Source organism: Neobacillus sp. KR4-4, assembly GCF_042136325.1.
In the GTDB taxonomy this organism is placed as follows: Bacteria; Bacillota; Bacilli; order Bacillales; family Cytobacillaceae; genus Neobacillus.
Window position 1 is genome coordinate 130879 of sequence record NZ_JBHHJU010000009.1, and the last position, 26803, is coordinate 157681.

34 protein-coding genes are annotated in these 26803 nt (G+C 39.6%); 27 read left to right on the forward strand and 7 right to left on the reverse strand.

All coding sequences use genetic code 11. The features are described 5' to 3' along the window. Positions 1-30 precede the first annotated feature (30 nt). Positions 31-993, forward strand: coding sequence for an MBL fold metallo-hydrolase (locus ACE198_RS11735; RefSeq protein WP_375375680.1), 963 nt, complete (start codon positions 31-33; stop codon positions 991-993). Positions 994-1021: 28 nt separating this feature from the next. Next, positions 1022-1819 (forward strand): SDR family NAD(P)-dependent oxidoreductase, encoded by a 798-nt coding sequence (locus ACE198_RS11740; RefSeq protein ID WP_375375681.1) that lies wholly within the window; start codon positions 1022-1024, stop codon positions 1817-1819. A 52-nt stretch (positions 1820-1871) separates the two neighbouring features. Here the strand turns inward: ACE198_RS11740 and ACE198_RS11745 are convergent, their stop codons facing one another. After that, a complete protein-coding gene (locus tag ACE198_RS11745) occupies positions 1872-2063 on the reverse strand; it encodes a YqzH family protein (RefSeq protein ID WP_098574883.1) in 192 nt (63 codons plus the stop codon). 159 nt (positions 2064-2222) lie between these two features. Here ACE198_RS11745 and ACE198_RS11750 point away from each other — a divergent pair, with 159 nt between their 5' ends. From ACE198_RS11750 to ACE198_RS11760, 3 genes are all read left to right on the forward strand, one after another. Continuing rightward, positions 2223-3482 carry a Y-family DNA polymerase gene (locus ACE198_RS11750; RefSeq protein WP_251457093.1) on the forward strand — a complete coding sequence of 420 codons (1260 nt, stop codon included), beginning with the start codon at positions 2223-2225 and terminating at the stop codon, positions 3480-3482. Between the two features lie 17 nt (positions 3483-3499). Beyond that, complete coding sequence (locus ACE198_RS11755) at positions 3500-3835, forward strand: YolD-like family protein (protein WP_098574881.1); 336 nt, start codon at positions 3500-3502, stop codon at positions 3833-3835. 75 nt (positions 3836-3910) lie between these two features. After that, positions 3911-4243, forward strand: a complete 333-nt coding sequence (locus ACE198_RS11760; protein ID WP_375375682.1) for an iron-sulfur cluster biosynthesis family protein — start codon at positions 3911-3913, stop codon at positions 4241-4243. Between the two features lie 21 nt (positions 4244-4264). On the opposite strand, the gene ACE198_RS11765 is transcribed toward ACE198_RS11760, so the two are convergent. The 3 genes from ACE198_RS11765 to ACE198_RS11775 all read right to left on the reverse strand — a co-directional run bounded on the left by ACE198_RS11765 (position 4265) and on the right by ACE198_RS11775 (position 6444). Next, complete coding sequence (locus ACE198_RS11765) at positions 4265-5185, reverse strand: alpha/beta hydrolase (protein ID WP_375375683.1); 921 nt, start codon at positions 5183-5185, stop codon at positions 4265-4267. A gap of 137 nt (positions 5186-5322) precedes the next feature. Then, complete coding sequence (locus tag ACE198_RS11770) at positions 5323-5463, reverse strand: hypothetical protein (protein ID WP_180230143.1); 141 nt, start codon at positions 5461-5463, stop codon at positions 5323-5325. Between the two features lie 78 nt (positions 5464-5541). Then, complete coding sequence (locus tag ACE198_RS11775) at positions 5542-6444, reverse strand: hydroxymethylglutaryl-CoA lyase (RefSeq protein ID WP_375375684.1); 903 nt, start codon at positions 6442-6444, stop codon at positions 5542-5544. Between the two features lie 153 nt (positions 6445-6597). Here ACE198_RS11775 and ACE198_RS11780 point away from each other — a divergent pair, with 153 nt between their 5' ends. From ACE198_RS11780 to ACE198_RS11790, 3 genes are all read left to right on the forward strand, one after another. Further along, the gene (locus tag ACE198_RS11780) at positions 6598-7287 is read left to right on the forward strand and encodes a CoA transferase subunit A (protein ID WP_144547582.1); all 690 of its coding nucleotides are present in this window, start codon (positions 6598-6600) and stop codon (positions 7285-7287) included. A 23-nt stretch (positions 7288-7310) separates the two neighbouring features. Then, entirely contained in the window at positions 7311-7979 is a 669-nt protein-coding gene (locus ACE198_RS11785; RefSeq protein ID WP_098574876.1) for a 3-oxoacid CoA-transferase subunit B, read from the forward strand. A gap of 174 nt (positions 7980-8153) precedes the next feature. Beyond that, positions 8154-8408: a YqkE family protein gene (locus tag ACE198_RS11790; protein WP_375375685.1), complete on the forward strand. Its 255-nt coding sequence runs from the start codon at positions 8154-8156 to the stop codon at positions 8406-8408. A gap of 35 nt (positions 8409-8443) precedes the next feature. Here ACE198_RS11790 and ACE198_RS11795 read toward each other — a convergent pair whose 3' ends face one another. Both ACE198_RS11795 and mciZ read right to left on the reverse strand, forming a co-directional pair. Next, positions 8444-9355 (reverse strand): aldo/keto reductase, encoded by a 912-nt coding sequence (locus ACE198_RS11795; protein WP_375375686.1) that lies wholly within the window; start codon positions 9353-9355, stop codon positions 8444-8446. Between the two features lie 63 nt (positions 9356-9418). After that, positions 9419-9550 (reverse strand): Z-ring formation inhibitor MciZ, encoded by a 132-nt coding sequence (gene mciZ, locus ACE198_RS11800; protein ID WP_081825343.1) that lies wholly within the window; start codon positions 9548-9550, stop codon positions 9419-9421. Between the two features lie 70 nt (positions 9551-9620). Here mciZ and ACE198_RS11805 point away from each other — a divergent pair, with 70 nt between their 5' ends. The 19 genes from ACE198_RS11805 to ACE198_RS11895 all read left to right on the forward strand — a co-directional run bounded on the left by ACE198_RS11805 (position 9621) and on the right by ACE198_RS11895 (position 25683). Continuing rightward, positions 9621-10175, forward strand: coding sequence for an NUDIX hydrolase (locus ACE198_RS11805; RefSeq protein ID WP_251457076.1), 555 nt, complete (start codon positions 9621-9623; stop codon positions 10173-10175). Beyond that, positions 10172-11335 carry an endonuclease Q family protein gene (locus ACE198_RS11810; protein WP_375375687.1) on the forward strand — a complete coding sequence of 388 codons (1164 nt, stop codon included), beginning with the start codon at positions 10172-10174 and terminating at the stop codon, positions 11333-11335. Before ACE198_RS11805 ends, ACE198_RS11810 begins: the two co-directional genes overlap by 4 nt. A gap of 127 nt (positions 11336-11462) precedes the next feature. Further along, positions 11463-12110, forward strand: coding sequence for a stage II sporulation protein M (spoIIM, locus tag ACE198_RS11815; RefSeq protein ID WP_375375688.1), 648 nt, complete (start codon positions 11463-11465; stop codon positions 12108-12110). 118 nt (positions 12111-12228) lie between these two features. Further along, positions 12229-12693: a ferric iron uptake transcriptional regulator gene (gene fur, locus ACE198_RS11820; RefSeq protein ID WP_098574870.1), complete on the forward strand. Its 465-nt coding sequence runs from the start codon at positions 12229-12231 to the stop codon at positions 12691-12693. Positions 12694-12813: 120 nt separating this feature from the next. After that, positions 12814-13041, forward strand: a complete 228-nt coding sequence (locus ACE198_RS11825) for a YqzK family protein (protein WP_098574869.1) — start codon at positions 12814-12816, stop codon at positions 13039-13041. Positions 13042-13046: 5 nt separating this feature from the next. Next, positions 13047-13934 (forward strand): site-specific tyrosine recombinase XerD, encoded by an 888-nt coding sequence (xerD, locus tag ACE198_RS11830; protein ID WP_375375689.1) that lies wholly within the window; start codon positions 13047-13049, stop codon positions 13932-13934. A gap of 220 nt (positions 13935-14154) precedes the next feature. Beyond that, positions 14155-15339, forward strand: a complete 1185-nt coding sequence (deoB, locus tag ACE198_RS11835; RefSeq protein ID WP_251457065.1) for a phosphopentomutase — start codon at positions 14155-14157, stop codon at positions 15337-15339. 15 nt (positions 15340-15354) lie between these two features. Then, positions 15355-16176, forward strand: a complete 822-nt coding sequence (locus ACE198_RS11840; RefSeq protein ID WP_098574866.1) for a purine-nucleoside phosphorylase — start codon at positions 15355-15357, stop codon at positions 16174-16176. A 27-nt stretch (positions 16177-16203) separates the two neighbouring features. After that, complete coding sequence (locus tag ACE198_RS11845; protein WP_375375690.1) at positions 16204-17508, forward strand: pyrimidine-nucleoside phosphorylase; 1305 nt, start codon at positions 16204-16206, stop codon at positions 17506-17508. Between the two features lie 145 nt (positions 17509-17653). Further along, entirely contained in the window at positions 17654-18826 is a 1173-nt protein-coding gene (locus tag ACE198_RS11850; protein ID WP_375375691.1) for a D-alanyl-D-alanine carboxypeptidase family protein, read from the forward strand. Positions 18827-18971: 145 nt separating this feature from the next. Then, the gene (gene spoIIAA / locus ACE198_RS11855) at positions 18972-19322 is read left to right on the forward strand and encodes an anti-sigma F factor antagonist (RefSeq protein WP_026563990.1); all 351 of its coding nucleotides are present in this window, start codon (positions 18972-18974) and stop codon (positions 19320-19322) included. Beyond that, positions 19323-19763 (forward strand): anti-sigma F factor, encoded by a 441-nt coding sequence (gene spoIIAB / locus ACE198_RS11860; RefSeq protein WP_098574863.1) that lies wholly within the window; start codon positions 19323-19325, stop codon positions 19761-19763. A 12-nt stretch (positions 19764-19775) separates the two neighbouring features. Beyond that, positions 19776-20534 (forward strand): RNA polymerase sporulation sigma factor SigF, encoded by a 759-nt coding sequence (gene sigF, locus ACE198_RS11865; RefSeq protein WP_098574862.1) that lies wholly within the window; start codon positions 19776-19778, stop codon positions 20532-20534. Between the two features lie 287 nt (positions 20535-20821). After that, positions 20822-21442, forward strand: coding sequence for a stage V sporulation protein AA (locus ACE198_RS11870; protein ID WP_375375692.1), 621 nt, complete (start codon positions 20822-20824; stop codon positions 21440-21442). Beyond that, complete coding sequence (locus ACE198_RS11875) at positions 21432-21854, forward strand: stage V sporulation protein AB (protein WP_098574860.1); 423 nt, start codon at positions 21432-21434, stop codon at positions 21852-21854. Before ACE198_RS11870 ends, ACE198_RS11875 begins: the two co-directional genes overlap by 11 nt. Positions 21855-21908: 54 nt before the next feature. Further along, the gene (gene spoVAEA / locus ACE198_RS11880) at positions 21909-22478 is read left to right on the forward strand and encodes a stage V sporulation protein SpoVABEA (RefSeq protein WP_142333014.1); all 570 of its coding nucleotides are present in this window, start codon (positions 21909-21911) and stop codon (positions 22476-22478) included. Then, complete coding sequence (locus ACE198_RS11885) at positions 22465-23955, forward strand: spore germination protein (protein ID WP_098574858.1); 1491 nt, start codon at positions 22465-22467, stop codon at positions 23953-23955. The genes spoVAEA and ACE198_RS11885 overlap by 14 nt, the downstream gene beginning before the upstream one ends. Positions 23956-24113: 158 nt before the next feature. Then, entirely contained in the window at positions 24114-25418 is a 1305-nt protein-coding gene (gene lysA / locus ACE198_RS11890; protein ID WP_375375693.1) for a diaminopimelate decarboxylase, read from the forward strand. After that, positions 25399-25683, forward strand: a complete 285-nt coding sequence (locus tag ACE198_RS11895; RefSeq protein ID WP_375375694.1) for a hypothetical protein — start codon at positions 25399-25401, stop codon at positions 25681-25683. Before lysA ends, ACE198_RS11895 begins: the two co-directional genes overlap by 20 nt. Here ACE198_RS11895 and ACE198_RS11900 read toward each other — a convergent pair. Then, positions 25630-26493, reverse strand: coding sequence for a DUF1002 domain-containing protein (locus ACE198_RS11900; protein WP_375375695.1), 864 nt, complete (start codon positions 26491-26493; stop codon positions 25630-25632). The two genes, ACE198_RS11895 and ACE198_RS11900, sit on opposite strands and share 54 nt — an antisense overlap. Positions 26494-26803: the final 310 nt, after the last annotated feature.

Genomic DNA, 26803 nt, shown 5'->3' on the forward strand with positions numbered 1-26803 from the left:
ATTCAAAAATAATGATAAGGGGTTTTAGGAATGACAAAATGGAAAGACGGAATAGCAAAAATTACGGTGCCGACTCCTTTTGCGGTTGGGGATGTCAATGTTTATTTGATTAAAGGCGAGCGCTTAACACTTGTTGACGCGGGAGTGAAAACGGAAGAGTCCTGGATGTCGTTTAAGAAGCAATTAGAGGATTTAGGCTTAAGTCCTGCTGATATCGAGCAGGTGATTCTAACGCATCATCACCCTGATCATGTTGGTATGCTTGATTACTTTCCAGACACCTTAGAAGTATATGGTCATCAACTGAATGAACGATGGATTCATCCCACTGAAGCCTTTTTTCAAGAGCAAGAAGAATTTTTTCGTGTGTATTTTCTAGAATTCGGTCTGCCTGAAGAATACTTTCCTTTGCTTTCAAATTTAAGAAAAACATTGAAATATTCTTGCAACCGCTCATTGACTGGCCATCTTGTTGAGGGAATGAGACCTCCTGGGCTTAATGAATGGCAGGTCATTGAAACACCGGGGCATGCCCAAAGCCATATTGCCCTCTACCGGGAAAAGGATGGAATTTTAATTGGCGGAGATTTAATTTTAGCACATATCTCACCCAACCCATTGCTAGAGCCGCCAGCCCCTGGGGAAACAGAAAGACCGAAGCCACAGCTGCAGCATAATGACTCAATGAAGAAGCTGCTTTCGTATCCCATTCAATGTGTCTACACAGGGCATGGGGAGGAAGTTTATAAGTTAGCAGAGTTGGTTGATAAACGATTGGTGCGGCAGCACGAGCGGGCCATGACGGTTCATAGCTGGTTAAAAGAAGAAGAGATGACCGTATTTGAAATCTGTAAACGCTTGTTTCCGTCGGTTTACCAGCGCGAACTGATGCTGACCATTTCCGAAACCGTCGCACAACTTGACTATTTATCATCTATTGGGGAGATTAGTAGTAAGGGGACGAATCCTGTTCTTTTTCAGGCTAAAATTTAGTTGGAATCAACTCAGATGAGGTGTAGAAATGGTTAGGGAACAATTAAAAGGTAAAAATATCGTGATTACTGGTGCATCAGGAGGTATCGGAGCAGAAATCGCTAAACTTTGTGCTTCTAGCGGGGCCAATCTTGTGCTATTAGCACGAAGTATTAGTAAGCTCGAGCAATTGCGAATGGACCTCCAGCAAAAGCATCCCGTTAAAGTTGCTGTTTATCAGTTGGATGTGTCGGACACAGCTGAGGTAAAGAAGGTTTTTCAACGGATTTTCGATACAATCGGGGATATTGATATCCTTGTTAATAATGCCGGCTTTGGAGTCTTCCGTGAAGCCCATTTGGCGACATTGGATGAAATTAAAGGCATGTTTGATGTCAATGTGGTTGGGCTGATGGCCTGTACAAGCATGGTGCTGCCGAAAATGCGTGAAAGGCGTTTTGGCCATATTATTAATATTGCCTCTCAAGCTGGGAAAATTGCCACACCCAAATCAAGTGTCTACTCGGCCTCAAAGCATGCGGTTCTTGGTTACACCAACTCATTGCGGATGGAATTAGCAGATGTTAATGTACTTGTAACCTCTGTGAATCCTGGTCCAATCGCTACCAATTTTTTTAATATTGCCGACGAAAAAGGTACCTATGTTAAAAATGTGCAGAGATTTATGCTCAAGCCCGAGTATGTCGCCGAGAAGGTCGTTGACAGTATGCTGACGAAAACAAGGGAGATTAATTTGCCGCGTTGGATGAATATGGGGAGTGTTGTGTACGTACTCTTCCCCCGACTGTTTGAACGGATTGGCAGACGGGCTTTTAATCAGAAATAAACAATGAAGTAGAAAGCCTCTCATCAGGGGCTTTTTTGTTTTGATGGCATAATTAGCCTGTTAAAAATTCATACACTGTATCATTGATGACCTCGTATAAGTCTGCAGTTGGTTCGTCCTCTTTTAATTGGATAATTCGCTTTGTGAGCATCTCCAAATCCTTTTCACCAATAGGCATGGAGTCCGCTTCGTAATATTGTTTAAAACAATTTTTAATCATCTTCGCGACTAGTTTTTTATCCATAAACATGCACCTCACTCACATTATACTATTTTTTATCCAGTTTCCATAAATGAATAAATGCCGAAAAATTTCCATTGAATACGAACGCATATTCGCTTATGATAGTGAATATAATAAAAAGGAACGAATGTTCGATATTTAAGTTGTGAGGGATCAGTCATGGTGGATTACAGCGTACTGCCACAAAATAAAATTTTATGTGTGGACATGAAGAGTTTTTATGCCAGTTGTTCGGCTGTCATGCACGGCCTTGACCCAATGGAATGTTATTTAGCCGTTGTCGGTCAAAAAGAGCGGCAGGGAAGCATTGTCCTGGCTGCTTCACCGCGAATGAAAAAAGAATTTGGCATCAAAACGGGTTCGCGAATGTTTGAGATTCCCAATGACCCGAGGATTCAAATTGTGGAACCGAAAATGGCAACCTATTTGCGAATTGCGACAGAAATTTCGCGTGTATTTAATCGCTATGTTCCAAAAGAAGCAATTCATGTCTATAGCGTCGATGAAAGCTTTATTAAAGTGGATGGTGCGATGCAGTTGTGGGGGGATGCCCACACGATAGCCCGAAAAATAAAGAATGATATTGAACGGGAGTTTCAATTGCCATGTGCCGTTGGAATTGGCCCGAACATGCTACTGTCGAAGCTATGTCTCGACCTTGATGCCAAGAAAAAGGGAGTGGCCGAGTGGACATATGAAGATGTCCAAACCAAGCTTTGGAAGCTGTCTCCGCTTAGAGAAATGTGGGGGATCGGCAGGCGCGTGGAAAAAACATTAAATGGGATGGGCATTTTTACTGTCGGTCAGCTCGCTCGCTATGATTTAGAAACGTTGGAAAAGAAATTTGGCATCATGGGAAACCAGCTTTATTATCATGCCTGGGGTGTTGATCTCTCTGAATTGGGTGCACCGCTTATTCAAGGGCAGATTAGCTTTGGAAAAAGTCAAATTCTGTTAAGGGACTATAAAGAGGAAGCGGAAATTAAGACGGTCATTTTAGAAATGTGTGAGGAGGTAGCAAGGAGGGCACGGACGCATCGAAAGGCAGGGAGAACAATTAGTCTCGGAGTCGGCTATAGCCAGGATGAATTTGGCGGCGGTTTTCATCGCTCGAGAACGATCGGACAGCCAACAAATGTGACGATGGAGCTTTATCGTGTTTGCCTTGAATTATTTCATGAGCATTATACCGGAAAGACGGTACGGCAAATTTCGATTGCCATCAGCAATATTGTTGACGACCTCGAGCTTCAGCTTGACCTTTTCGACATGGGTGCTTATAAGCGGCGTGAGCTTGGCTATGTGGTAGATACGGTGCGCAGACGCTTTGGCTCAGGTGCTTTGTTGCGCGCTGTTTCTTATACGGCAGCCGGAACGGCTAAGCACCGGGCCACACTTGTCGGCGGACATAAAAGATAGGAAAGAAGGAGAGGCGTATGATTCGTGACCGCGGAAGAATCAAATGGACGTCGATGATGCTTCCAGAGCATGTGAAATTGCTCAGGGATTGGGTGAAGGAAGATCGGTATGAACAGAAACGAGAGATGGATGAACAGCAGCTGGAACTCATGAACGAGATTTTGTCCGAAGCGATTGAGTATAATCAGTACGTAACAATTACCCATTACCGAAATCGGAACTATGAAATCGTGATTGGCAAAATCCATTACTGGGATGAACTAACCCAAAGGCTTCATGTATTGGACCGCTTTGAAGAGGTGCACCGGATTCCGATGGATGCCATTGCTGACATTCGGATGACGGAGACTTAACTATGAGCAAAGTTGAGTCAACCTCACGTAACATGTGGTACAATCACCATATGCTAAACAGAGGGGGGAATCAACGTGGAAATCAATATAACGGCAGCGGCAGCTGAAAAAATAAATCAAAGAGTTCATGGTCGAGAAGGCTACTTAAAGCTAAAATATGATACCGACGGCTGTGGTTGTGCGGTTAATGGGGTAGTGGCATTGTGGTTTGTCCCGAATCTAGATTCAGATGATATTCCGATTGAAACAAATGATCGAACGGTGTATGTGGAAAAATCAAAAACAGTTTTTTTGGATGAGCAAATGAAAATTGATTTTTCTAATGCGGCCAATTGCTTTCAACTAAAGAGTCCACAGCAGATCCTTAATGGTCATATGAGCTTACTAATCAAAGAAAAAACAGACTGATCCATTTTGGACAGTCTGTTTTTAGCTTGGTAAGGGATGATCAACATACTTTTGTAAAAATTCATCAATTACCCGTTCATAATCAGCCCGGTTTTCGTTAAAGGACTGAGCGTGGCGGCCATTAGCTGCTAAATAGAGCATTTTAGGCCCTTTTTTATGTTCGAACAAATCCTTTGTCATGGTCGGAAGAATAAAATCATCCTTTTGGCTGTGAATAAACAAAATCGGATGTTTGATATTTTCGATGACCGAAATCGGTGATACATTTCGAATCGAATATTTATCCCGCAGACGTAAAAGTGCATCACCAAGCGGCAATAAAAGGCTAGGGATGAGCTTAAAATCCTTTTTAATGAGATAGGCAAGCTGCTCCTTAAAATCCGAAAATGGACAATCAGCAATATAAAAATCAGCACCGTCCTCAAGAAGCCCAGCATAGAGAAGCATGGTAGCGGCCCCCATCGATTCGCCATGAATTCCCAGTTCCAGCTGAGAGCCTTTTTCTTTTTTGAGCCAATCGACAACAGTTTTTAAATCAAATTTTTCATAATGACCAAAGCTAGTGGTTTTGCCCCCGGATTCCCCGTGGCGGCGATGGTCATAAATTAATGTATTAAACCCCCGCGCTAAAAACAGATTAGCGTATTTAATCGAATTAACTTTTGTTTCGGTTACACCATGAGAGATAATGATATAACGATTGGTCTGATGTGGTTCAACGAGCAGAGCTTTAATCATATAACCAAAAGGGGAAGGGATATCTATTTCCCGCTTCGGCAAGGATTCAAATTCCTCAGGATTATATCTGCCAGCCTCTTTTTCACGTCTTAAAATTAAATCCTCATCCTTCTTTTTCATATACATAAGGCGGTTTGTAAAATACAAACCGAGAGATAACCAGAATAACAACAAGGCAATCAAGGTTCGGAATGTCTTCTTCACCAATGGCACCTCCTGTGTTTTTTTATATAAGGTATGAAAAAAATAATCTCCAAGCGCCCATAAATTAACAGTTTTAATTTTAGCATAAAAAAAGCCGCTGGCACTAACGAGCGGCTTCCTGAGTTGACCAAAATAATTTATTGCTCAGCGTTTTGTCTTTTGGTAGGGTGGATTGCTTTTTCGACTTCTTCAGCAGCCATCACTCGCTGTCCTCCACCAGCAGTCTCCGCATAGTTTTTTCCTTTTTGACTGGAACCTTTATCGCGTTTTTGGCTCAAAATAATCAGTCTCCCTTCAAGCTAGTCTCAATTAATAAGATGCATTAGTAGTAGAATGATTATTCACTGAAAGTTAATTTAGACAGTTTGCGCATGCAGGCGATAGTATCCGCTTTCAATTTGTCGGGAGAGATGAGGGCGAATGACTTCAATTGCATCAATCAATTTATTCAAATCAACCCCGGTATCAATTCCCATCCGTTCAAGCATATAAACCACGTCCTCTGTTGCTACATTTCCAGAGGCACCAGGTGCAAATGGACAACCGCCAAGCCCGCCGGAAGAGGTATCGAATCGGTCAATTCCTGCCTGGAGAGAGGCATAAATGTTCGCAAGGGCAAGCTTTCGTGTGTCATGATAATGGGCAGTTAAAAGTGTATGAGGAAAAAGACTTTTCAATTGGGAAAACAAAGCAAAGCACTCATCAGGAGTTGCCATCCCGATGGTATCGGCGACGCTTAATTCATCGACACCTGCATCAACAAATTCTTGGCAAAGCTTTATCGTATCACTTTCATTGATTTTTCCCTCATAAGGACAATAAAAGGAGGTAGAAATGCAGGCCCGGACAAAATAATTCTTCTCCTTTAATTCAGAAATGATCGGTACAAGTTCTGTCATACTGTCCTTTGTTGTTTTATTAATATTTTTAAGATTAAAGCTATTGCTGACGCCCACAAATACAGCAACAGCTTGACAATTGGTAGAGTATACCCTGTCAATCCCTCTACGGTTCGGTGCTAGAACAATATCTCTGGAATCAGCATCAAGGCAGTCGGCTGCTATTTCAGCGGCATCGCTCATTTGAGGCACCCATTTCGGTGATACAAACGACGTGAGTTCCATTTCCTGAAGACCAGCAGTTCTTAATCCATTGATAAATTGTTTTTTTATATCAGTGGGTACAAATAACTTTTCATTTTGCAGCCCGTCACGAGGACCTACCTCGATGATCGTGACCTTTTTAGGTAAATTTAGCATTCATTTTCCACCTCCGATAATCATACTTTCATTGTAGTGGTGTTAATTTCAAAAAAGCAAGAATAATAGAAATTTTGACAAAATAAAAGGACTTTTTCGTATTTTACTAGAAATAATAAAGGAAAAAAGGATGGATGAAGGAGGGAAAACTGGATGAAGAAAATTTGTACATCCTTCCAGGAGGCAGTTGCCGATATTCATGATGGGGCTACCCTGATGGTTGGTGGATTTGGGTTGTGCGGAATACCGGAAAATCTGATTCTGGCCTTAGCAGAAAAAGGCGTGAAGGATTTAACGGTCATTTCAAATAACTGTGGGATTGATGAGTGGGGGTTAGGGTTGCTCCTAAATAATAAACAAATCAAAAAGATGATTGGATCCTATGTAGGTGAAAATAAAGAGTTTGAGAGACAGGTTTTAACTGGTGAACTAGAGGTAGAATTAACGCCTCAAGGCACACTCGCTGAAAAAATCAGGGCAGGCGGGGCTGGGATTCCAGCATTTTATACACCTGCTGGAGTAGGAACTCCGGTTGCAGAGGGGAAAGAAACGAAGATTTTTAACGGAAGAGAATACCTGCTAGAAGAGGCACTAACGGCCGATTTTAGTCTTGTGAGGGCTTGGAAGGGTGACAAAATGGGAAATCTTGTTTACCACAAAACGGCACGGAATTTTAACCCGATGATTGCGGCGGCTGGGAAAGTAACGATTGCAGAAGTGGAAGCGCTTTATGAAATTGGTGAATTAGATGCTAATTTTATTCATACTCCAAGCATCTATGTGCAAACAATCATTGAAGGAACACAGGAAAAACGAATCGAGAGATTGACAGTGAGCAAATAGTTTTGGGGAAGGGAGAGAGTACAATGGCGGATGAAAAAGTCTCTGTCAGAGAGAGAATTGCAATCAGGGCAGAGAAGGAAATTGAAAATGGTTTTTATGTAAACCTAGGCATTGGTATGCCAACCCTGGTTGCCAATTATATGTCAGCTAATAAACAAGTGGTCTTGCAGTCTGAAAATGGTCTTCTTGGCATCGGGCCATATCCAGGTGCGGACGAGGTGGATCCTGATTTAATCAATGCTGGTAAAGAGACAGTTACGGCGATAAGTGGTGCCGCCTATTTCGATAGTGCCGAATCGTTTGCGATGATACGTGGCGGCCATGTCAATTTGGCGATCCTTGGTGGAATGGAAGTATCCGAAACGGGTGATTTAGCGAATTGGATGATCCCAGGAAAAATGATTAAGGGCATGGGCGGGGCGATGGATCTTGTCCATGGAGCTCAAAAAATAATTGTAATCATGGAGCATGTTAATAAAAAAGGTGAATCAAAAATATTGAAAGAGTGCACGCTTCCTCTTACAGGTAAAGGGGTAGTCAATCGGATTATCACCGAGCGCGCAGTCATGGATGTGACGGACGCTGGTCTTAAGTTGGTGGAAGTAGCAAAAGGATTTACAATTGAGGAAGTCGTCAATTCTACAGAAGCTGCATTATCAGTGGACGAAAATGTGAAAATTGAAGCTTATTGAGATAGTCACTCTGTTGATTGGAGCGAAGCCGCCTGGAGTGGAAATCAACAGACTAATTAAAAGAGCCAATAATATAGAATAGCAGGCTGCGAGAAAATAAAGCCTGCTTTTTTCTGTGGGCATTTTTGATGACATGATATAATATAAATGAATTTTGACAACGGAGGCGTTTTGATGAAAAAGCAAAACAGACAAAAAAATCAATCGAAACCCAAAAAGGATGATTCAGCGGTCACGCTTGGCGATATGATCAATCCAAATTTATTTAAACAATTAAAAGATCAACAGGTACAGCTGAAAGCAGCAGAAGAAAAAAGAAAAGAAGAAGAAGAGCAAAGAAAACGGGAAGAAAGAAGATTAAAAGAAAAAAACAAATCATTTGAAGAACTATTAAATGAAAGCGGCATGAATTGGAAAGAGTTTAAATAAAGATGATAAAAAGGAGAGCAGATAAACGCTCTCCTTTAACGATGTTCTTTATAGATACTTACTTTCGTTAATTCTTTAATGAGAGAAACTTCTTCAGCAGAAAGTGCTTGACTTCTAACTGCTTTCGCATTACTTCTAATTTGCTCTGGACTGCTTGCCCCGGCAATAACAGAAGCAACAACAGGATTAGCGAGATTATACTGAAGGGCGATCTCTGTAAAGGAGCGTGAGTCCGCTAGCCTTTCCTTTAGGATTGGCAAAACTTCATTCAGCTCGGTTAAGCTATAGTCTTGATACCCCTTATCGGTTGCTTTCTCCAGCATTTTATCACTTAAAAGGCCTTTGGCAAGCGGGCCGCGGCTTACAACGCTTACACCGAACTCTTGCAGTAATGGAAGTGCTTCTTCTTCAGGACGGCGGTCTAGGATACTATATTGCATCATCACGGAAACGAGACTCGACTTTTTCACATATTCCCTAATGACATTGGGGCGGATCGATGAAATCCCGTAATAACGGATAAAGCCTTCTGCTTTTAATTCTTCGAATGCTTCAATCGTTTCCTCAATAGGATCATCAATTGTACCGCCATGCAGCTGATAGAGATCGATATAGTCCGTGCCTAGTCGTTTAAGACTTTGTTTGACTTCTTCCTTTATATATGACTTCGATGGATCCCATGACCATCCTTTCTTATCCTGACTCCAGCGGTTTCCAACCTTGGTGGCAATAATCACATTTTCACGTACATCCTTTAATGCAGCTCCGACAATTCTTTCGTTTTCACCAAAATCATATAAATCAGCCGTATCATAATAATTAATACCTTCCTCAAGTGCGGTCTCAATAATATTTCGTGCCGTTTTCTCTTCGGTACCAATTGACATACAGCCAAGCCCTAATTCTGTTACATACAAATCTGAATTTCCAAGTTTTCTCTTTTTCAAAAAATCACCTGTCCTTTTTCTACAATTTTAATAAAGAAAAGGACAGACTACAATCGAAAGGCATTATTTTTGATTGACCTTTTCAACCCATTCGGAAACGGTGAGATGGTCTTTGTTATATTCTTTTAGTTTCTGAACTATTTCCCACCCTTTTCCAACAAGAATGATTCCCTTTTCGTGAACGTACACCTTCATCTCATACCCTCCAATTAAAGTATGGTAAAATGTATGAGCAGATAATAGGAATAGAACAGGAGTGACCCATATGAACAATCTTGAAGAAAAAACGCTCCAGAGCGAAGAGATTTACTCTGGAAAAATAATCAGTGTTCACTTACAGGATGTCGAACTTCCGAACGGGAAACAATCCAAGCGGGAGATTGTTAAACATCCCGGTGCTGTCGCTATTTTAGCGCTGACTGATGACAAAAAAGTCCTTATGGTGGAACAATACAGAAAAGCACTGGAACGGACCATTGTCGAAATTCCTGCTGGAAAGCTGGAAAAGGGCGAAGAACCAGCCCTTTGTGCGCGCCGTGAACTGGAAGAAGAGACAGGTTATGAGTGTAAGAGTTTAGAGTGGCTCACCTCTTTTTACACCTCCCCAGGATTCGCCGATGAAATCGTACATGTCTATGTAGCAACAGGTCTGACTAAGAAAGAAAATGCAGCCGCACTCGACGAAGACGAGTTTGTGAATCTTGAGGAATTAACCCTTGAAGAGGCCGTTCAATATGTGAATGAGAAAAAGATCTATGATGCCAAAACGATTTTCGCTGTACAGTATTTACAGTTACAAGAGGCTTTGAAGAGTAAATGAATCGCTACTATGTAGATTTACATATTCATATTGGCCGGACCTGGACCGGTAAGCCGGTAAAAATTACTGGGGCCAAGTCATTAACGTTTACGAATATCATTGAACACGCACGACATGAGAAAGGGCTTAATATGGTGGGAATCATCGATAGTCATTCACCTGAAGTCATTCTCGAAATGGAGAGTCTTATTGAAAGTGGAGATGTAGTCGAGCATCCAGACGGGGGCTTAGTATTTGGTGATCTAACGGTAATCCCTGGTTCGGAATTAGAAATTTACGATGAGCAATGCAATGGTCCAATCCATCTATTGAGCTACTTTCCGAATCTTTCTGTCATGAGGGAATTCTCCACATGGCTTTCAGGTCACTTGAAAAATATTCAACTAAGCTCTCAAAGGATTTATGCCTCGGGCCTCACTTTGCAAAAGAAGGTGAAAGAGTTAGGTGGAATCTTTATTCCTGCTCATGTATTTACGCCTTTTAAGAGCTTATATGGGAAAGGTGTCAATCAGTCATTAACTGAGGTATTGGACCCAGATTTGATTGATGCGATTGAACTTGGATTAAGTTCCGACACGAGTATGGCCGATCAAATTAAAGAGTTGCATGATTATACTTTTGTAACCAATTCTGATGCCCATTCCCTTGCAAAAATAGCTCGAGAATACCAAGTTATCGCGATGAAGGAACCAACATTTTTAGAATTGCAGAAAGCATTAAAGAAGGAAGATGGACGGAAAATTATCGCAAACTATGGTCTTGATCCATTACTTGGTAAATATCATAAGACAGTTTGTGCAGAGTGCCTCAATCCTGCAGCAGATGACGATCAAATATGCAGCCAATGTGGAAATACCAAGATTATTAAAGGTGTAGCTGACAGAATCCTTGAACTGAAAACAGCTGAACAAGGGCCAGAAGATCGTCCGCCCTATATTCATCAGGTCCCGCTTGAGTTCATCCCTGGCTTAGGACCTCGCTTATTGGAGAAGCTGGTCGATCATTTTGGAAGTGAAATGGCGATTTTACATGATGTTCCATATGATGGGTTGAAAGAGGTCGTCCCTGAAAGAATTGCTGAACTGATCCTGAAGGCTAGAGAGGGGAAAGTAAATCTAGCAGCTGGCGGCGGCGGGAAATACGGAAAAATTTCAGATTAAGTAAGGCAACCCCGGTAGCAAAAAGCCATCGGGGTTAATTTCTGAAATCTATTAATTTTTGAGCATAGAAATACTAGACTGGCATACAATGTATTAACTGAATCGAGAATAGTGGGAGGAAACGCAAATGAAAAAACGATTGTACCAGTCCGATGCCGCTAGTTATTTCCGTGAGCATTCCTCAATATTTTTGTTTATTGTCGTCTTATTTTTGATGGGAGTCATCTTTGGGGCCATTGTCGTAAATAGTATGAGCATTACCCAGAAGGAAGATTTATTCTACTATTTATCCCAATTTTTTGGCCAAGTCTCAAGTGGAAAAGATGCCGAAGACAGTGATTTATTCATACAAAGTTTATTCCATAATAGTAAGTTTATTGGGCTCATGTGGATTCTAGGTATTTCAATCATTGGTCTGCCGGTTATTCTCATTCTATTATTTATTAAAGGTATGGTAGTGGGATTTACTGTTGGTTTCCTAGTTAGTCAAATGGGCTGGCAGGGATTTATGCTAGCTTTTGTTTCCATATTACCGCAGAACTTGATTATTATTCCCGTCTTTATCCTGATGGCAGCATTATCAGTAATTTTCTCACTCCGAATGATAAAAAAACAATTTATGAAAAAATATGCCCAGCCAATCCTTCCGTTTTTTAAGAGATATATTTTTGCCTTGATTATAGCCGTGATATTTATATCTGCTGCATCCGGAATTGAGGCTTATCTTTCGCCATGGTTAATGAAAACCATTGTAACCTCTACCAGTTTAAAGTAATTACTTTATAATAATTATTACTAATAATTGTTTATTGTTATTTATAATAATTTTATTTTGATTCTCAATTGCCATCTGTTATAATGAGAATTAACAGTGGCGAGGGAGGGACTTCAGGATGGAAACTAGAATTGAGAGAATAAAAAAACAGTTGCATTCCGCAAGTTATAAACTAACACCTCAGCGTGAGGCAACCGTTCGTGTTTTATTAGAAAATGAAGAGGATCATTTAAGTGCGGAAGATGTATACCTCCTCGTAAAAGAAAAGTCGCCTGAAATTGGTTTAGCAACTGTTTATCGAACGTTGGAATTATTAACGGAATTAAAAATTGTTGATAAAATAAATTTTGGGGATGGGGTTTCTCGTTATGACCTCAGGCAGGAAGGTGCAGCCCATTTTCATCACCATCTAGTTTGTATTGAATGCGGTGCCGTTGATGAAATTCAAGAGGATTTACTTGAAGATGTCGAAGCAGTCGTGGAACGTAAATGGAATTTTAAAATAAAAGACCATCGTCTTACTTTTCATGGAATTTGTTACCGATGCCAGGATAAAGTGAAAGATGAAGAAAAAACGGATTAACCAATGAAGCTCTTTGAAAAGGGCTTTTTTCTTTTCTCCTTTAATACTAATGACTAGGTATAAAAATTGTCCGTTTTGGCATACATTTTACTAGACAACCTTAAAATGGGGGGAAGTAGAATGGGCCAATTTATTAAAGCTGTACTGAAAACCTTAAAAGTTTTTATTATATTCACAGGATGCACGATTCTTTTCTATTATGGTATCATGTTGGTAAATGAAGAATATCAAAATTATCATCGCTATGATGAACCGGAAGGAGCCTCTCTCAAGGTTTCGAACGCAGTAAATGAGGATAATTCTTCTTTGTTCGATCGGCTGATGTTGTTTTATTTAAATGGGGAGTAAATGCGATGGACGAGCAATTAAAGGATTTTATGCATTACTTAATCGTTGAAAAAGGTTTATCCAATAATACAATTGTGGCATATGAGCGGGATTTAAAAAGCTATCTTCATTATTTGAAAAATGTGGAATCGGTCATGACTTTAAATGATATACAACGGGTCCACATCATTCACTTTTTAAGATTTTTAAAGGAACAAGGAAAATCACTGAAAACCTTGGCAAGACACATCGCTTCCGTAAGGGCATTTCATCAGTTCTTATTAAGGGCAAAGGAAACAGACCAAGATCCTTCGGTTCAAATTGAAACACCGAGGCTTGAAAGGTCCCTTCCAACTGTATTAAGTCTGAAGGAAGTAGAAGTCCTGCTGGAGACACCACAACCACTTGATCATTTTGGAATAAGGGATAAGGCGATGCTTGAACTGTTATATGCAACAGGTATCCGAGTTAGTGAACTAATAGGTCTTGAGATTGATAATGTTCAGCTATCAATGGGATTTGTGCGTTGTAATGGGAATAAAGAGAGAATCGTCCCAATCGGACGAACTGCCTCTGAGGCAATAAAGCATTATCTCGAAGAAGGAAGACCACGTTTTGTATCGACAAAGCATCAGGAACATGCTTTGTTTTTAAACCATCAAGGGAGAAGGTTAACGCGTCAAGGGTTTTGGAAGATTTTAAAAAAGCTTACAAAAGAAGCAGGTATTCATAAGGAACTTACCCCACATACCCTTCGTCATTCGTTTGCCACACATTTGATAGAAAATGGGGCGGATTTACGAGCTGTCCAAGAAATGTTAGGTCATGCAGATATCTCGACCACTCAAATATATACACAGGTTTCGAAAACAAAGATAAAAGACGTATATAGTAAATTTCATCCACGAGCTTAATAGAGTAGGAGATTCTAAAAAAACATAAATTGTCAAAAAGCTGCCTAAATTTTGGCGGCTTTTTTTCTTGTAATTTCTGAAACATTTAGTACAATAGAGATGTCAGACTTCTGACAAATAGATTTATATTAGTTTTTCATAAACCTATATAATGAGGGCAACCTATTTGTAGGATTTTAATATTTGCAAACGTTTTCGACGGATGAAGGAGGAAGAATTAATGGCTGCAAATACATATAAACGTATTTTTATTATCGTGATGGACTCGGTGGGGATTGGAGAAGCACCGGATGCAGAAAAGTTTGGTGACAAAGGCGCTGATACTTTTGGTCATATTGCCGAAAGAATGAACGGTCTTAATATGCCAAATATGGGCAAGTTAGGATTAAGTAATATTCGAGAAATAAAAGGTATTGAAAAAGCAGATAAACCCTTGGCGTTTTATACAAAAATGATGGAAGCATCCAATGGTAAAGATACCATGACAGGGCACTGGGAAATTATGGGTTTAAATATTCAAACACCTTTCCAAGTGTTCCCAGAGGGTTTTCCAGATGAGCTTCTCTCGGAATTAGAAAAGCGTACCGGAAGGAAAATTATTGGGAATAAGCCGGCAAGCGGAACAGAAATACTCGATGAGTTGGGCGAAGAACATATGAAGACAGGGGCATTAATTGTCTATACATCCGCTGATTCAGTTCTTCAGATTGCTGCACATGAAGAAATTATTCCAATTGAAGAGCAATACAAAATTTGTAAAATTGCTCGTGAATTAACGCTTGATGAAAGGTATATGGTTGGACGCGTTATCGCACGCCCTTTCTTAGGTGAACCAGGAAACTTTAAACGTACCTCGAACCGGCACGATTACGCGCTAAAACCATTTGATCGGACGGTGATGAGTGAATTAAAAGATAGCGGCTTCGATGTTATTGCCATTGGAAAAATATCCGATATCTATGATGGCGAAGGCGTGACTCAATCCCTAAGAACGGTTTCTAATATGGATGGTATGGATAAGCTTGTTGAAACCTTGGAAATGGATTTTACTGGAATCAGTTTTTTAAATCTAGTTGATTTTGATGCTTTATATGGCCATCGCCGGGACCCTGAGGGCTATGGAAAAGCTTTGGAAGAATATGATGCACGTCTCCCAGAAGTGTTTGCCAAGTTGAAAGAAGACGATTTATTAATGATTACAGCCGATCACGGTAATGACCCAGTAGCACCAGGTACAGACCATACACGTGAATATGTGCCTTTATTAGTTTACTCCAAGGGTATGACTGAAGGTAAGGAACTCCCATTAAGAGAAACGTTTGCTGACCTAGGCGCAACTGTTGCAGACAACTTTAAAGTCAAATTACCTAATTACGGAAAAAGCTTTTTAAATGAATTGAAATAAAAAGGGGAATTAAGTATGAACACTGAAAAAATTCAAAATGCTTCAAGCTTTTTAAAACAGAAATATGCAAATACACCTAAGGTAGGATTAATTCTAGGCTCAGGATTAGGTGTTTTAGCGGACGAAATTGAGAACCCAGTAAAAATTCCTTACAATGAAATCCCTGACTTCCCTATTTCAACTGTGGAGGGCCATGCTGGTCAACTAGTGTTTGGACTATTAAGCGGTGTAGAAGTTGTCGCCATGCAAGGACGTTTCCATTTCTATGAAGGATATAGTATGGAAAAAGTAACCTTCCCTGTTCGCGTTATGAAAGAGTTAGGCGTGGACATGTTAATCGTGACCAATGCTGCAGGCGGAGTTAATGAAAGCTTTTCTGCAGGTGATTTAATGATTATTTCAGATCATATTAATAATATGGGCACAAATCCGTTAATTGGACCAAATGATTCGAAACTTGGGGTACGATTCCCTGATATGTCAGAGGCATATACGAAAGAATTACGAGTTGCTGCAAGAGAGATTGCTAGCCGTCTAAACATTAATGTTAAAGAAGGAGTTTACTTTGGTAATCCTGGACCTGTGTATGAAACTCCTGCTGAAATTAGAATGGTACGGACCATGGGCGGAGATGCAGTCGGAATGTCTACTGTCCCAGAGGTAATTGTAGCGCGTCACAGTGGCATGAAGGTACTTGGTATTTCATGTATTTCAAACATGGCAGCAGGTATTCTTGACCAGCCGCTTACCCATGATGAAGTGATTGAAACAACAGAAAGAGTAAAAGCTGACTTCCTTCAGTATATAAAAGAGATTGTGAAAACAATTGCTAGGTAAATATTTTTCGAAAAAGTGGTGATTTAGATGAGAATGGTTGACTTAATAGAGAAAAAAAGAGATGGACAAGAATTATCATCAGATGAAATTAAATTTATAATTAATGGATATACCGACGGATCAATACCAGATTACCAAGTCAGCGCCTTAACTATGGCTATCTTTTTTAAAGGGATGACTGAACAGGAAAGAGCCGATTTGACTATGTCGATGGTTGAATCAGGTGACCAAATTGATTTATCACAAATCGCTGGAATTAAAGTTGACAAACACTCTACCGGCGGTGTGGGTGATACAACAACTCTAGTTCTTGGTCCGCTTGTTGCTGCACTTGATGTACCTGTTGCAAAGATGTCAGGGCGCGGCTTAGGACATACTGGGGGAACAATCGATAAATTAGAAGCGGTAGAAGGCTTCCATGTTGAAATTAAAAATGAAGAATTTATCGAGCTTGTTAATAAAAACAAGATTGCTGTAATTGGACAAAGTGGAAATTTAACGCCTGCAGACAAGAAACTTTATGCATTGAGAGATGTGACAGCCACTGTCGATAGTATTCCACTAATCGCAAGTTCAATCATGAGTAAAAAGATTGCTGCTGGTGCTGATGCTATCGTTCTTGATGTTAAAACCGGTGCAGGTGCATTTATGAAAACACTTGATGATTCTCGCGAACTTGCAAAAGCAATGGTGCGAATTGGAAATAATGTCGGCAGAAGAACAATGGCTGTTATTTCTGACATGAGCCAACCGCTGGGTTTTGCGATTGGGAATGCCCTTGAAGTAAAGGAAGCGATTGATACATTAAAAGGTGAAGGCCCTGAGGATTTAACAGAATTATGTTTAACTCTTGGCAGCCATATGGTTTACTTAGCAGAAAAGGCGGACTCATTAGCAGATGCCCGGACCAAGCTTGAAGGTGTAATCAAAGACGGTTCAGCGCTTGAAAAATTAAAAGTATTTTTAAGTTCACAAGGCGGGGATGGGTCCGTTGTGGATGATCCATCAAAAATGCCGCAAGCAAAGTATATGATTGAATTGGAAGCCAAAGAGGATGGCTATGTATCTGAAATCGTGGCAGATGAAGTCGGAACAGCTGCGATGATTCTTGGCGCAGGAAGAGCAACTAAGGAATCTGTCATTGATTTAGCTGTGGGTCTCGTCCTAAGAAAGAAAATCGGTGACCAAGTGAAGAAAGGTGAATCCTTGGTAACCATCTACAGCAATTTCGAAAATGTCGAAGAAGTAAAAACCAAACTTTACAACAACATAAAAATTTCCGCGACAAAAATAGACTCACCAATCCTCATACATGGGGAAATAACCGAATAAATCAACTCTAAAGGGTGTCAGGCACCATGTGAAAAATTCACATGGTGCCTGACACCCTATTTTTATTTTGTTTACAAGGAAATAACTGTATAAAGTTATTAATTTTGGAAAAAATGGATGCTATAAAGAATGGAGGGTTATGCGAATGAAACGATTTGTCTCTTTGATAGTGACAATTTTTTTACTTACAAGTTTATGGAGTACATCAGCATTTGCTGCTGAGGAAAAAAAGAATGCTGATATCGTCAACAATGTAAAATCCGCTATTTTAATTGAACGTGATACAGGAAAAGTGCTTTATGAGAAAAACGGGAATGAAGAGTTACCGCCGGCGAGTATGACCAAAATTATGACTATGCTGTTAATCATGGAGGCCGTTGATAAAGGGAAACTATCTTGGAATGAAAAAATCCGTGCTAGTGAGTATGCAGCATCGATGGGTGGTTCACAAATCTTTCTTGAACCTGGCGAAGAAATGACCACCAAGGAAATGCTAAGAGGAATTGCAATTGGTTCTGGAAATGATGCATCTGTGGCTATGGCTGAAAGAATTGCTGGGTCAGAAGAAGCATTTGTTGACATGATGAATAACAAAGTGAAAGAACTTGGTTTAAAGCATACTTTCTTTAAAAATACAACGGGACTTCCAGTTAGTGGTCATTTCAGCACGGCGAATGATATGGCTATAATGGCGAAAGAACTATTAAAATATGAAGACATTACGAAATTTACTGGTATGTATGAAGCATATCTTCGTGAAAATACAGACAAAAAATTCTGGCTTGTTAATACGAATAAATTGGTACGATTTTACCCAGGTGTAGACGGACTTAAAACAGGCTTTACTGCGGAAGCAAAATACTGCTTAACAGCCACAGCTCAAAAGAATGGGATGCGTGTCATTGCGGTTGTGTTCGGAGCACCTACATCAAAGGAAAGAAATGCCGAAGTAACAAAAATGCTTAATTATGCTTTTAACCAATATCAAACACATCCAATGTACAAACGTAACCAGATAATAGCCAAAGCTAGATTGAGTAAAGGACAGGAGAAGTCGATCGAGGCTGTAACAAGCGAGCCGATTTCACTGCTTACAAAAAAAGGTGAAAAAACCGAGGATGTCAAACAAAAAATAACAATAAATAAAAATCTCCAAGCTCCCATCAATAAAGGCGATAAGATTGGAACCATTCAATTAATAAAAGACGGAAAAGTCTTTGTAGAAAGTCCTTTATTAGCAAAGGGAACCGTAAAAGAAGCTGGTTGGTGGACGCTATATAAACGATCATTTGGAATGTTCACAAAGGCTGGTAAATAAGAAAAGCGGAAAAACCTCGACTGTGTCGAATCTTCCAAATAAATCACTTCTTTTAGCGAAATGCGACTAGTTTTGTATTTACAGAAGGATATTAACAGCCCGAAAGAGAATTGTCTCACTATACCAGATTAAGGAGGACGGGATAGTGAGTCTTAATATTGATATGGAAACAAAACATGACGTTCTATGCATTCGTTTAAGCGGTGAATTGGACCATCACACCGCGGATGAACTTCGCGAAAAAGCGATAACTGTGATTGAAAAAAATGAAATTCGTCATATTGTCTTAAATCTGGAACATCTCGCTTTTATGGACAGCTCTGGATTAGGCGTAATCTTAGGCAGATACAAACAAATTAAACAGGTCCACGGTGAAATGGTGGTATGTGCGATTTCCCCAGCGATACAAAGGTTATTCGATATGTCAGGTTTATTTAAAATCATCAAAATGGAACCGACAGAAGAATTTGCATTGCAAAGATTGGGGGTGGCCTGAATGAAGAACGAAATGAATCTTCAATTCAGTGCACTAAGTCAAAATGAGTCATTTGCTCGAGTAACCGTGGCCGCATTTATCGCCCAGTTAGACCCTAATATGGATGAATTGACTGAAATTAAAACAGTTGTATCAGAAGCAGTGACCAATGCGATTATTCACGGATATGAGAATGATCCTAATGGAATTGTCTATATTCAAGTAATCATCGAAGATAGTTTAATTGATCTAACAATTAAAGATGCAGGATTGGGAATTGTAGATGTGGAAGAAGCTCGTCAGCCATTATTTACAACAAAGCCGGATTTAGAGCGATCCGGAATGGGTTTTACTATCATGGAAAATTTCATGGATGAGGTAGAGGTTCATTCACAGCCAGGTCGAGGAACCGAAGTTAGATTACGAAAGCATTTACAAAACCGCAAAATGCTTTGCAATTAAGGAGACTTGCCAATGGATGTGGAGGTTAAGAATGATAAAGGTCAAACATATTTAAAGGATCATGAAGTAAAAGAACTCATTAAAAAGAGCCAAGATGGAGATCAAGAATCAAGGGATCTAATTGTTGAAAAAAATATGCGTCTTGTTTGGTCTGTTGTCCAAAGGTTCCTAAACCGGGGGTATGACCCCGATGACCTGTTTCAGATTGGGTGTATTGGATTATTAAAATCAGTGGATAAATTTGACCTTTCCTATGATGTAAAGTTTTCGACTTATGCAGTCCCGATGATTATTGGTGAGATCCAGCGATTTATCCGTGATGATGGAACGGTTAAGGTTAGCCGATCTTTGAAGGAAATGGGAAACAAAATCCGAAAAGCAAAAGACGAATTATCAAAAGTGCTTGGCAGAATACCAACGGTTAACGAGATCTCAGCCCATCTTGACCTCTCACCAGAGGATGTCATTCTCGCTCAAGAAGCCAGCAGAACACCTTCTTCCATTCATGAAACAGTGTATGAAAATGATGGAGATCCAATTACTCTACTGGACCAGATTGATGATGGAAATGATGGAAAATGGTTTGATAAAATTGCATTAAAGGAAGCTATCCGAGAATTAGATGAGCGCGAAAGACTCATTGTCTATTTAAGGTATTACAAGGACCAAACACAATCTGAGGTCGCTCTTAGGCTTGGAATATCCCAAGTGCAAGTATCACGACTTGAAAAAAAGATATTGCAGCAAATGAAAGGCCGTATGGATCTCTGATTCATACGGTTTTTTTGTGCTGATAAAAATAAAGTTTTTTGAACTTAGTTTACTGTCTAGCAAAGGCGCCCTAGCGGCTAGTGTCCTTCGCTCTCCGCCCTACGATAAGTCAAGCACGAATGCGCCTTCTGCTCTTCGTGTTTCCTTTATCTCAGTTGGAGCGCTCCAGGCCATACGCCGCTGACCAGGGCGCTTTCACTTTTCTTGGTATTTTTTGGATTTAATGAAAAAAGTGCTTATTACTCATACTATTTATACAGGAAATCATTGTTTGGGAAGTGATAGTTTTGGAAGAAACAATATATATCCGTATGCGGAATCGAGTTCAGGCTCCGCCCCAAGAAAAAGTATTGTTAAATGATATTGCGCAAGTCATTGCACCTGACGAAGTTCTTTCACAACTACAAACTTTGACCATTCATCAATTAACAGTTACAGATCAGAATATCGTCATTATTGATGTCATGAAAGTTATCCACTTAATTAAAAATGAATTTGAAAGAATGGAAGTCCAAACAATTGGACCCGCCCAAACCATCATTGAAGTTATGAATAAAAAAAAGGGAGTCCACCTGCCTTTTTTCCTTTTAATTTGGTTTCTCTTATTTTTCGGCTCAGCCTTGGCAATAATGAATTTTCATGATGATGTAAGTATGAAAAGTGTCCACGAAAAAATATATATGATCATTACAGGAAAAAAAGATGCAAAACCATTACTGTTTCAAATTCCCTATTCAATTGGATTAGGCATGGGAATGATTCTTTTTTTTAATCATGTCTTTAAGAAACGTATAAATGAAGAGCCCAGTCCCCTCGAGGTAGAAATGTTTAATTATCAAATGGATTTAGATAATTACGTAATTATCCACGAAAATAAAGAAAGTATAAAAAAAATCAGTGACGATTAAGATAATAGCCATCCTCTTTTTAGGTGTAGCGAGTGGACTGGCAGTAGGTTCTGGTTTTGTCGCATTTCTAACGGTATTAGGAATTATCCCGAGACTTACACAACTAAGTAAAACAATGAAAATGATTCAGCACTATGAATGGGCAGTTGTGTTAGGAGCACTAGCTGGGGTAGGTGCAAGTCTGAGGGATCCTATTTTGCATATTCCTTCTTTTTCATTAATTTTTCTCGGAATTACAGGTGGAATTTTTTATGGGATGTTAGCTGCAGCCCTCACTGAGGTATTAAACGTTCTGCCAATTCTTGCTAAAAGAATCCGATTAGATGGTGAGATTGTTATATTAATCATGGCAATCGTATTAGGAAAAATTGCGGGGTCAATTTTTCAATGGGTTTATTTTGTACATCATTAACCCTTTTGGGAAGAATTTTCAACTTGGGCCAAGAAAGGACAGCACACTATGAGCATTCGGAGGCGTGTTATTTTAATTACTGACGGTGATGAATATGCTAAGAAAGCAGTCGAGCATGTTGCCAAAGAAATAGGTGGCCGATGTATTTCGAGTTCCCAAGGGAATCCTTCAACTTTAACCGGCGAGAAAATAGTTCAGTTGATAAAAAAGACACCTCACGATCCTGTATTAGTGATGTTTGATGATAGTGGCATAGTTGGAGAAGGTGCTGGTGAGAATGCTTTGAAATATGTAGCAGGACATGAAGACATTGAAGTTCTAGGAATTATTGCAGTTGCAGCTAAATCAAGACATGAAGAATGGTCAAGGGTGGACGTAAGTATCGATCGTGATGGAAATTTAACTCCATATGGAGTAGATAAATTTGGTATACCTGAGCTTGAAATCGGGAGAATAAATGGTGATACAGTTTACTGCCTTGATGAATTGGAGGTTCCTGTCATCGTAGGAATTGGTGATATTGGCAAGATGGCTAGACATGACTCCTACAAAAAAGGTTCCCCGATAACAAAAAAAGCAGTGGAGCTTATACTTGAAAGGAGTGGCTTCCATGTCAAGAAGTAACGAACAGAAATGGCCAATCCCTAAATCAGTAAATGAAGTTGAAAACTATATGAAACAACGGGTTGGTCTTGGGAAAAGCTTTGATTTTGGTGTAAGGAAATTAAAAATCCTCAAAAAAGATGTACATATCTACTATGTAAATGGCTTATGTGATTCCCGCTTCGTAATTGAATTAATTGAAGAATTAGTTGAAATCAATGACCATGAAAAATTATCATCAGATTTCTTTAAGGTAATTGAAAATAGGCTAATTAATCAATCGGTTGAACAAGCTACCACACTTGATTACATAGTTGATAAGGTTTTGTCCGGATTAGTTGCTGTAGTATTGGAAGGGGAAAATACAGCTTTTGTCGTTGATGTCAGAAGCTATCCAGGAAGGCAGCCTCAAGAACCTGATACAGAAAAGGTGGTTAGAGGGTCCCGTGATGGGTTTGTTGAAAATATTATTTTGAATACGGCCTTAACGAGACGGCGAATTCGAGATGAACGTCTTCGCTTTGAAATGCTAAAGGTTGGTGAACGGTCAAAGGCGGATGTGGCTTTAGGGTATTTAGAGGATGTTGCAGATCCAGATATGGTCAATGTGATTAGGAAAGAAATTCAGGCAATTAATACAGATGGAATTCCAATGGCTGATAAAACGATAGAAGAATTCATTCTAAAGCAGGGTTGGAATCCCTTTCCGCTCGTAAGATATACGGAGCGTGCAGATATCGCTGCAACACATCTTCTGGAAGGTCATGTTGTAATTTATGTTGACACCTCCCCAAGTGTCATAATCACTCCTACGACATATTTCCATCATGTACAGCATGCAGAAGAATTTCGTGAATCTCCTGCAATGGGAACATTTTTGCGTTGGACGCGTTTTTTAGGCGTACTTACGTCTATTTTACTACTCCCATTATGGATGTTATTTGTATTAGAACCATCCTTGTTACCTGAAAGATTCTCTTTTATTGGACCAAATGAAACAACAAATATCCCGATTATCGTTCAGATTTTCTTGGCTGATTTCGGGATTGAGTTTTTACGATTGGCCGCCATACATACACCCACTCCACTCTCGACTGCAATGGGATTAATTGCAGCGGTATTAATTGGACAGATTGCGATTAGCGTGGGGCTGTTTGTGCCAGAGGTAATCTTGTATGTAGCGGTTGCAGGGATTGGTTCCTTTACAACTCCAAGTTATGAATTAAGCGTAGCAAACAAAATTGGACGATTAACTCTGTTAATTCTTGTGTCGTTATTTCATCTGCCGGGATTTGTTATTGGGGCGACAGTATTCTTCCTTTTCCTTGTTAAAATACGTGCACTTAATACACCATATCTGTGGCCATTCCTTCCTTTTGAGCCGAAAGGATTTTTGCAAATCATTGTGCGCAGAGCAATACCAGGTTCTATCTTGAGACCAAGCATTGTTCACCCTAGAAACCGTTACCGGCAGCCGCCTAAAGCAAACGAGAAATAATTGCACTTTTCTAACAGGTATGCTAAAGTATTTTTAATTAAATAAAGGGATAAAGAATGAAAAATAGGCAGTATCTTTTGTAGATTCTGTCTATTTATTATTATCTTATGTGATTGTCCGCATAAACTATAGTGATTGATTGGGAGAGAGGGAAGGGTATGTATTTTTACGGGACAACAGGCGTAAACAAAAACGGAAATTTAGAAATTGGCGGGGTCGATTCTATTGAGTTGGCGAAAGAATATGGAACTCCTCTTTATGTATATGATGTAGCATTAATGCGTGAAAGGGCCCAATCTTTTAAACGGGCATTTGAAGAACAAGAGATCAAGGCGCAGGTTGCCTATGCTAGTAAAGCCTTTTCAACCATTGCAATGATTCAGCTCGCTGAGGAAGAGGGATTGTCACTAGATGTAGTATCTGGCGGCGAATTGTATACTGCTATTGCTGCAGGGTTCCCTGTCGAGAGAATTCATTTTCACGGGAACAACAAGAGCAGAGAAGAATTAGAAATGGCAATGGATCATGAAATTGGCTGCATCGTTGTGGATAATTTTTCAGAATTGGAGCTTTTGAAAACCATTGCTAAAGAGAAAAATGCTCATGTTAGCATCCTGCTCCGAGTAACCCCTGGTATCGAAGCCCATACGCATGATTACATTTTAACTGGGCAGGAAGATTCTAAATTTGGGTTTGATCTTCAAAATGGACAAGCGGAAGATGCATTAAAAATGGCACTAAAAAATGATAACTTTGAAGTCCTTGGTCTCCATTGCCATATTGGATCACAAATTTTTGAAACGACTGGTTTTTTATTAGCAGCTAAAAAGATTGTCGGAAAAATGGAAGCATGGAAAAGAGAGCTTTCTTTCGAAGCAAAAGTATTGAATTTGGGCGGGGGCTTTGGAATCCGCTATACAAAAGAAGATGAACCCATTCAACCTTCTCAATACGTGAGTGAAATTATTCGGGAAGTTAAATTATTAACTGATAGCTATTCTTTAAAAATGCCGGAAATTTGGATTGAGCCAGGGCGTTCGCTTGTTGGGGATGCTGGAATTACTCTTTATAAAGTGGGTTCATCCAAAGAAGTTCCTGGTGTTCGAAAGTATTTAGCAGTGGATGGTGGAATGAGTGACAATATTCGACCAGCCCTTTATCAGGCGAAATATGAGGCTGTTCTTGCAAATAAACCATTAATGAAAGCGAAAGAAACGGTATCAATAGCTGGGAAATGCTGTGAATCAGGAGACATGTTGATTTGGGATTTACCGTTACCAGATGTAGGGGAAGAAGATATTCTTGCTGTTTTTTGTACAGGTGCTTACGGCTATTCAATGTCAAATAACTATAATCGCATCCCGCGTCCAGCAGTGGTATTCGTAGAAAACGGAATCGCAACCCTTGTGGTTAAGAGAGAGACATATGAGGATTTAATAAAACATGATTTGCCGCTTAAATAAAAAACTGCCGCAGAAATTTTTTTTGCGGCAGTTTTTTTATATTTTAATGCTCATTAATAGTATTGGCACGATGTTGATTGGAGCGGAAGGTGCGAGACTCCTGTGGGAGTACGGGGCAGAGGAGACCCCACAGGCACTTAAGCGCCGAGGAGGCTCCCCGCAACGCCCGCGGAAAGCGAAGTACCTGGAGCGGAAATCAACATCCCCAATATTAAGAGAATATCGACTTAATCGTATCAATCAGCCAATTGAAAAATTGTTTTAACTTATCTAAAAAACCTTGCCCTTCTTCTGACTTAAGAAAATTAGAAATTTGATCCTTCGCTTTATTTAATTGATCGCTAACTTGATTCCAGTCAATGTTTAAATCCTTTAGCTTGTTAAAAAAGTCTATTAACCGCTGCATTTCTTCATCTGTAAGCTTTACATTTAAGTCCTTTGCAGCCTGTTCGATAATATTTTGTAATTCTTGATCATTTTTTGGTTTATTCTTTGCAATTTCTTCTTTTATTTTTGCAATTAACGCGGCAGCATTCTCATCACCTATGGAGTCACCTAGTTTCGCAGTTTCAACCATTTCTTGATTTGCTGCCTGTTTCACTTCTTCAGGAATGGTCTTATCAGCAGATATCTCGTAGGCTTTTATAATCCCTGTTAATGCTGCAGTTCCAGAAACAGTAATCGGGGCCGTTATATAAACTTTTGCATCCTTTACACCGGCAGTTATTAGGGCATTGATGTACATTTCGTCCGTAACCCAATTAATATTCTTCGTTTCAACCGTGACACCCGCACCTTTCGGTTGGATGGTTATCGCCGATGATGAAATGGCTTTTGTTCCGATAAGTGATTTTGACACATATTTCCCTAAATACTGGTGTTCTTCCTCGTTTGTGACAGTGACAATCTGAACATCATCAGGAGCACCCATTTCTAATAAAAGTGCCTTCTTCTGAGCTTCAGTTAAATTTTGACCTAATGTAACAATCATGTCACCTTCTGCTACATCAGCAAAGGTGCGAATTGGATTGAAAATTAAAAAAGCCAACATGAAGTAAATAATAGTTTTTTTCATAGTTTCCTCCTCGGAATTTACAGGTAATCATGAAAATGTAGTGACTCTGTTTATTATAATATAACCGAATTCAATAATAATAACGTAAATAACAAGCTTTAAGTTTCATAGAAAGTAGAACTTGCTCGAAAAAATGTAAAATATGTAAGTAGAATAGCTTATTTTTGCAAAATAGTGTAGAATGTAGGACAGTACCAAATCTTCAATATTCTTTTGGAGGAAACATTTTAATGAAGAGAAGCAACTGGATTATATTTTGTATTCTTATTGGTGTGTCGATCTTATGGGGAGTTATCTATTGGATTTTTAT

What these genes read in the sequence shown, in the direction of transcription:
- ACE198_RS11735 (WP_375375680.1), top strand. Translation starts at nt 31, where the DNA reads ATGACAAAATGGAAAGACGGAATAGCAAAAATTACGGTGCCGACTCCT.
- ACE198_RS11740 (WP_375375681.1), top strand. Translation starts at nt 1,022, where the DNA reads ATGGTTAGGGAACAATTAAAAGGTAAAAATATCGTGATTACTGGTGCA.
- ACE198_RS11745 (WP_098574883.1), bottom strand. Translation starts at nt 2,063, where the DNA reads ATGGATAAAAAACTAGTCGCGAAGATGATTAAAAATTGTTTTAAACAA.
- ACE198_RS11750 (WP_251457093.1), top strand. Translation starts at nt 2,223, where the DNA reads ATGGTGGATTACAGCGTACTGCCACAAAATAAAATTTTATGTGTGGAC.
- ACE198_RS11755 (WP_098574881.1), top strand. Translation starts at nt 3,500, where the DNA reads ATGATTCGTGACCGCGGAAGAATCAAATGGACGTCGATGATGCTTCCA.
- ACE198_RS11775 (WP_375375684.1), bottom strand. Translation starts at nt 6,444, where the DNA reads ATGCTAAATTTACCTAAAAAGGTCACGATCATCGAGGTAGGTCCTCGT.
- ACE198_RS11780 (WP_144547582.1), top strand. Translation starts at nt 6,598, where the DNA reads ATGAAGAAAATTTGTACATCCTTCCAGGAGGCAGTTGCCGATATTCAT.
- ACE198_RS11785 (WP_098574876.1), top strand. Translation starts at nt 7,311, where the DNA reads ATGGCGGATGAAAAAGTCTCTGTCAGAGAGAGAATTGCAATCAGGGCA.
- ACE198_RS11790 (WP_375375685.1), top strand. Translation starts at nt 8,154, where the DNA reads ATGAAAAAGCAAAACAGACAAAAAAATCAATCGAAACCCAAAAAGGAT.
- mciZ (WP_081825343.1), bottom strand. Translation starts at nt 9,550, where the DNA reads ATGAAGGTGTACGTTCACGAAAAGGGAATCATTCTTGTTGGAAAAGGG.
- ACE198_RS11805 (WP_251457076.1), top strand. Translation starts at nt 9,621, where the DNA reads ATGAACAATCTTGAAGAAAAAACGCTCCAGAGCGAAGAGATTTACTCT.
- ACE198_RS11810 (WP_375375687.1), top strand. Translation starts at nt 10,172, where the DNA reads ATGAATCGCTACTATGTAGATTTACATATTCATATTGGCCGGACCTGG.
- spoIIM (WP_375375688.1), top strand. Translation starts at nt 11,463, where the DNA reads ATGAAAAAACGATTGTACCAGTCCGATGCCGCTAGTTATTTCCGTGAG.
- fur (WP_098574870.1), top strand. Translation starts at nt 12,229, where the DNA reads ATGGAAACTAGAATTGAGAGAATAAAAAAACAGTTGCATTCCGCAAGT.
- ACE198_RS11825 (WP_098574869.1), top strand. Translation starts at nt 12,814, where the DNA reads ATGGGCCAATTTATTAAAGCTGTACTGAAAACCTTAAAAGTTTTTATT.
- xerD (WP_375375689.1), top strand. Translation starts at nt 13,047, where the DNA reads ATGGACGAGCAATTAAAGGATTTTATGCATTACTTAATCGTTGAAAAA.
- deoB (WP_251457065.1), top strand. Translation starts at nt 14,155, where the DNA reads ATGGCTGCAAATACATATAAACGTATTTTTATTATCGTGATGGACTCG.
- ACE198_RS11840 (WP_098574866.1), top strand. Translation starts at nt 15,355, where the DNA reads ATGAACACTGAAAAAATTCAAAATGCTTCAAGCTTTTTAAAACAGAAA.
- ACE198_RS11845 (WP_375375690.1), top strand. Translation starts at nt 16,204, where the DNA reads ATGAGAATGGTTGACTTAATAGAGAAAAAAAGAGATGGACAAGAATTA.
- ACE198_RS11850 (WP_375375691.1), top strand. Translation starts at nt 17,654, where the DNA reads ATGAAACGATTTGTCTCTTTGATAGTGACAATTTTTTTACTTACAAGT.
- spoIIAB (WP_098574863.1), top strand. Translation starts at nt 19,323, where the DNA reads ATGAAGAACGAAATGAATCTTCAATTCAGTGCACTAAGTCAAAATGAG.
- sigF (WP_098574862.1), top strand. Translation starts at nt 19,776, where the DNA reads ATGGATGTGGAGGTTAAGAATGATAAAGGTCAAACATATTTAAAGGAT.
- ACE198_RS11885 (WP_098574858.1), top strand. Translation starts at nt 22,465, where the DNA reads ATGTCAAGAAGTAACGAACAGAAATGGCCAATCCCTAAATCAGTAAAT.
- lysA (WP_375375693.1), top strand. Translation starts at nt 24,114, where the DNA reads ATGTATTTTTACGGGACAACAGGCGTAAACAAAAACGGAAATTTAGAA.
- ACE198_RS11895 (WP_375375694.1), top strand. Translation starts at nt 25,399, where the DNA reads ATGATTTGCCGCTTAAATAAAAAACTGCCGCAGAAATTTTTTTTGCGG.
- ACE198_RS11900 (WP_375375695.1), bottom strand. Translation starts at nt 26,493, where the DNA reads ATGAAAAAAACTATTATTTACTTCATGTTGGCTTTTTTAATTTTCAAT.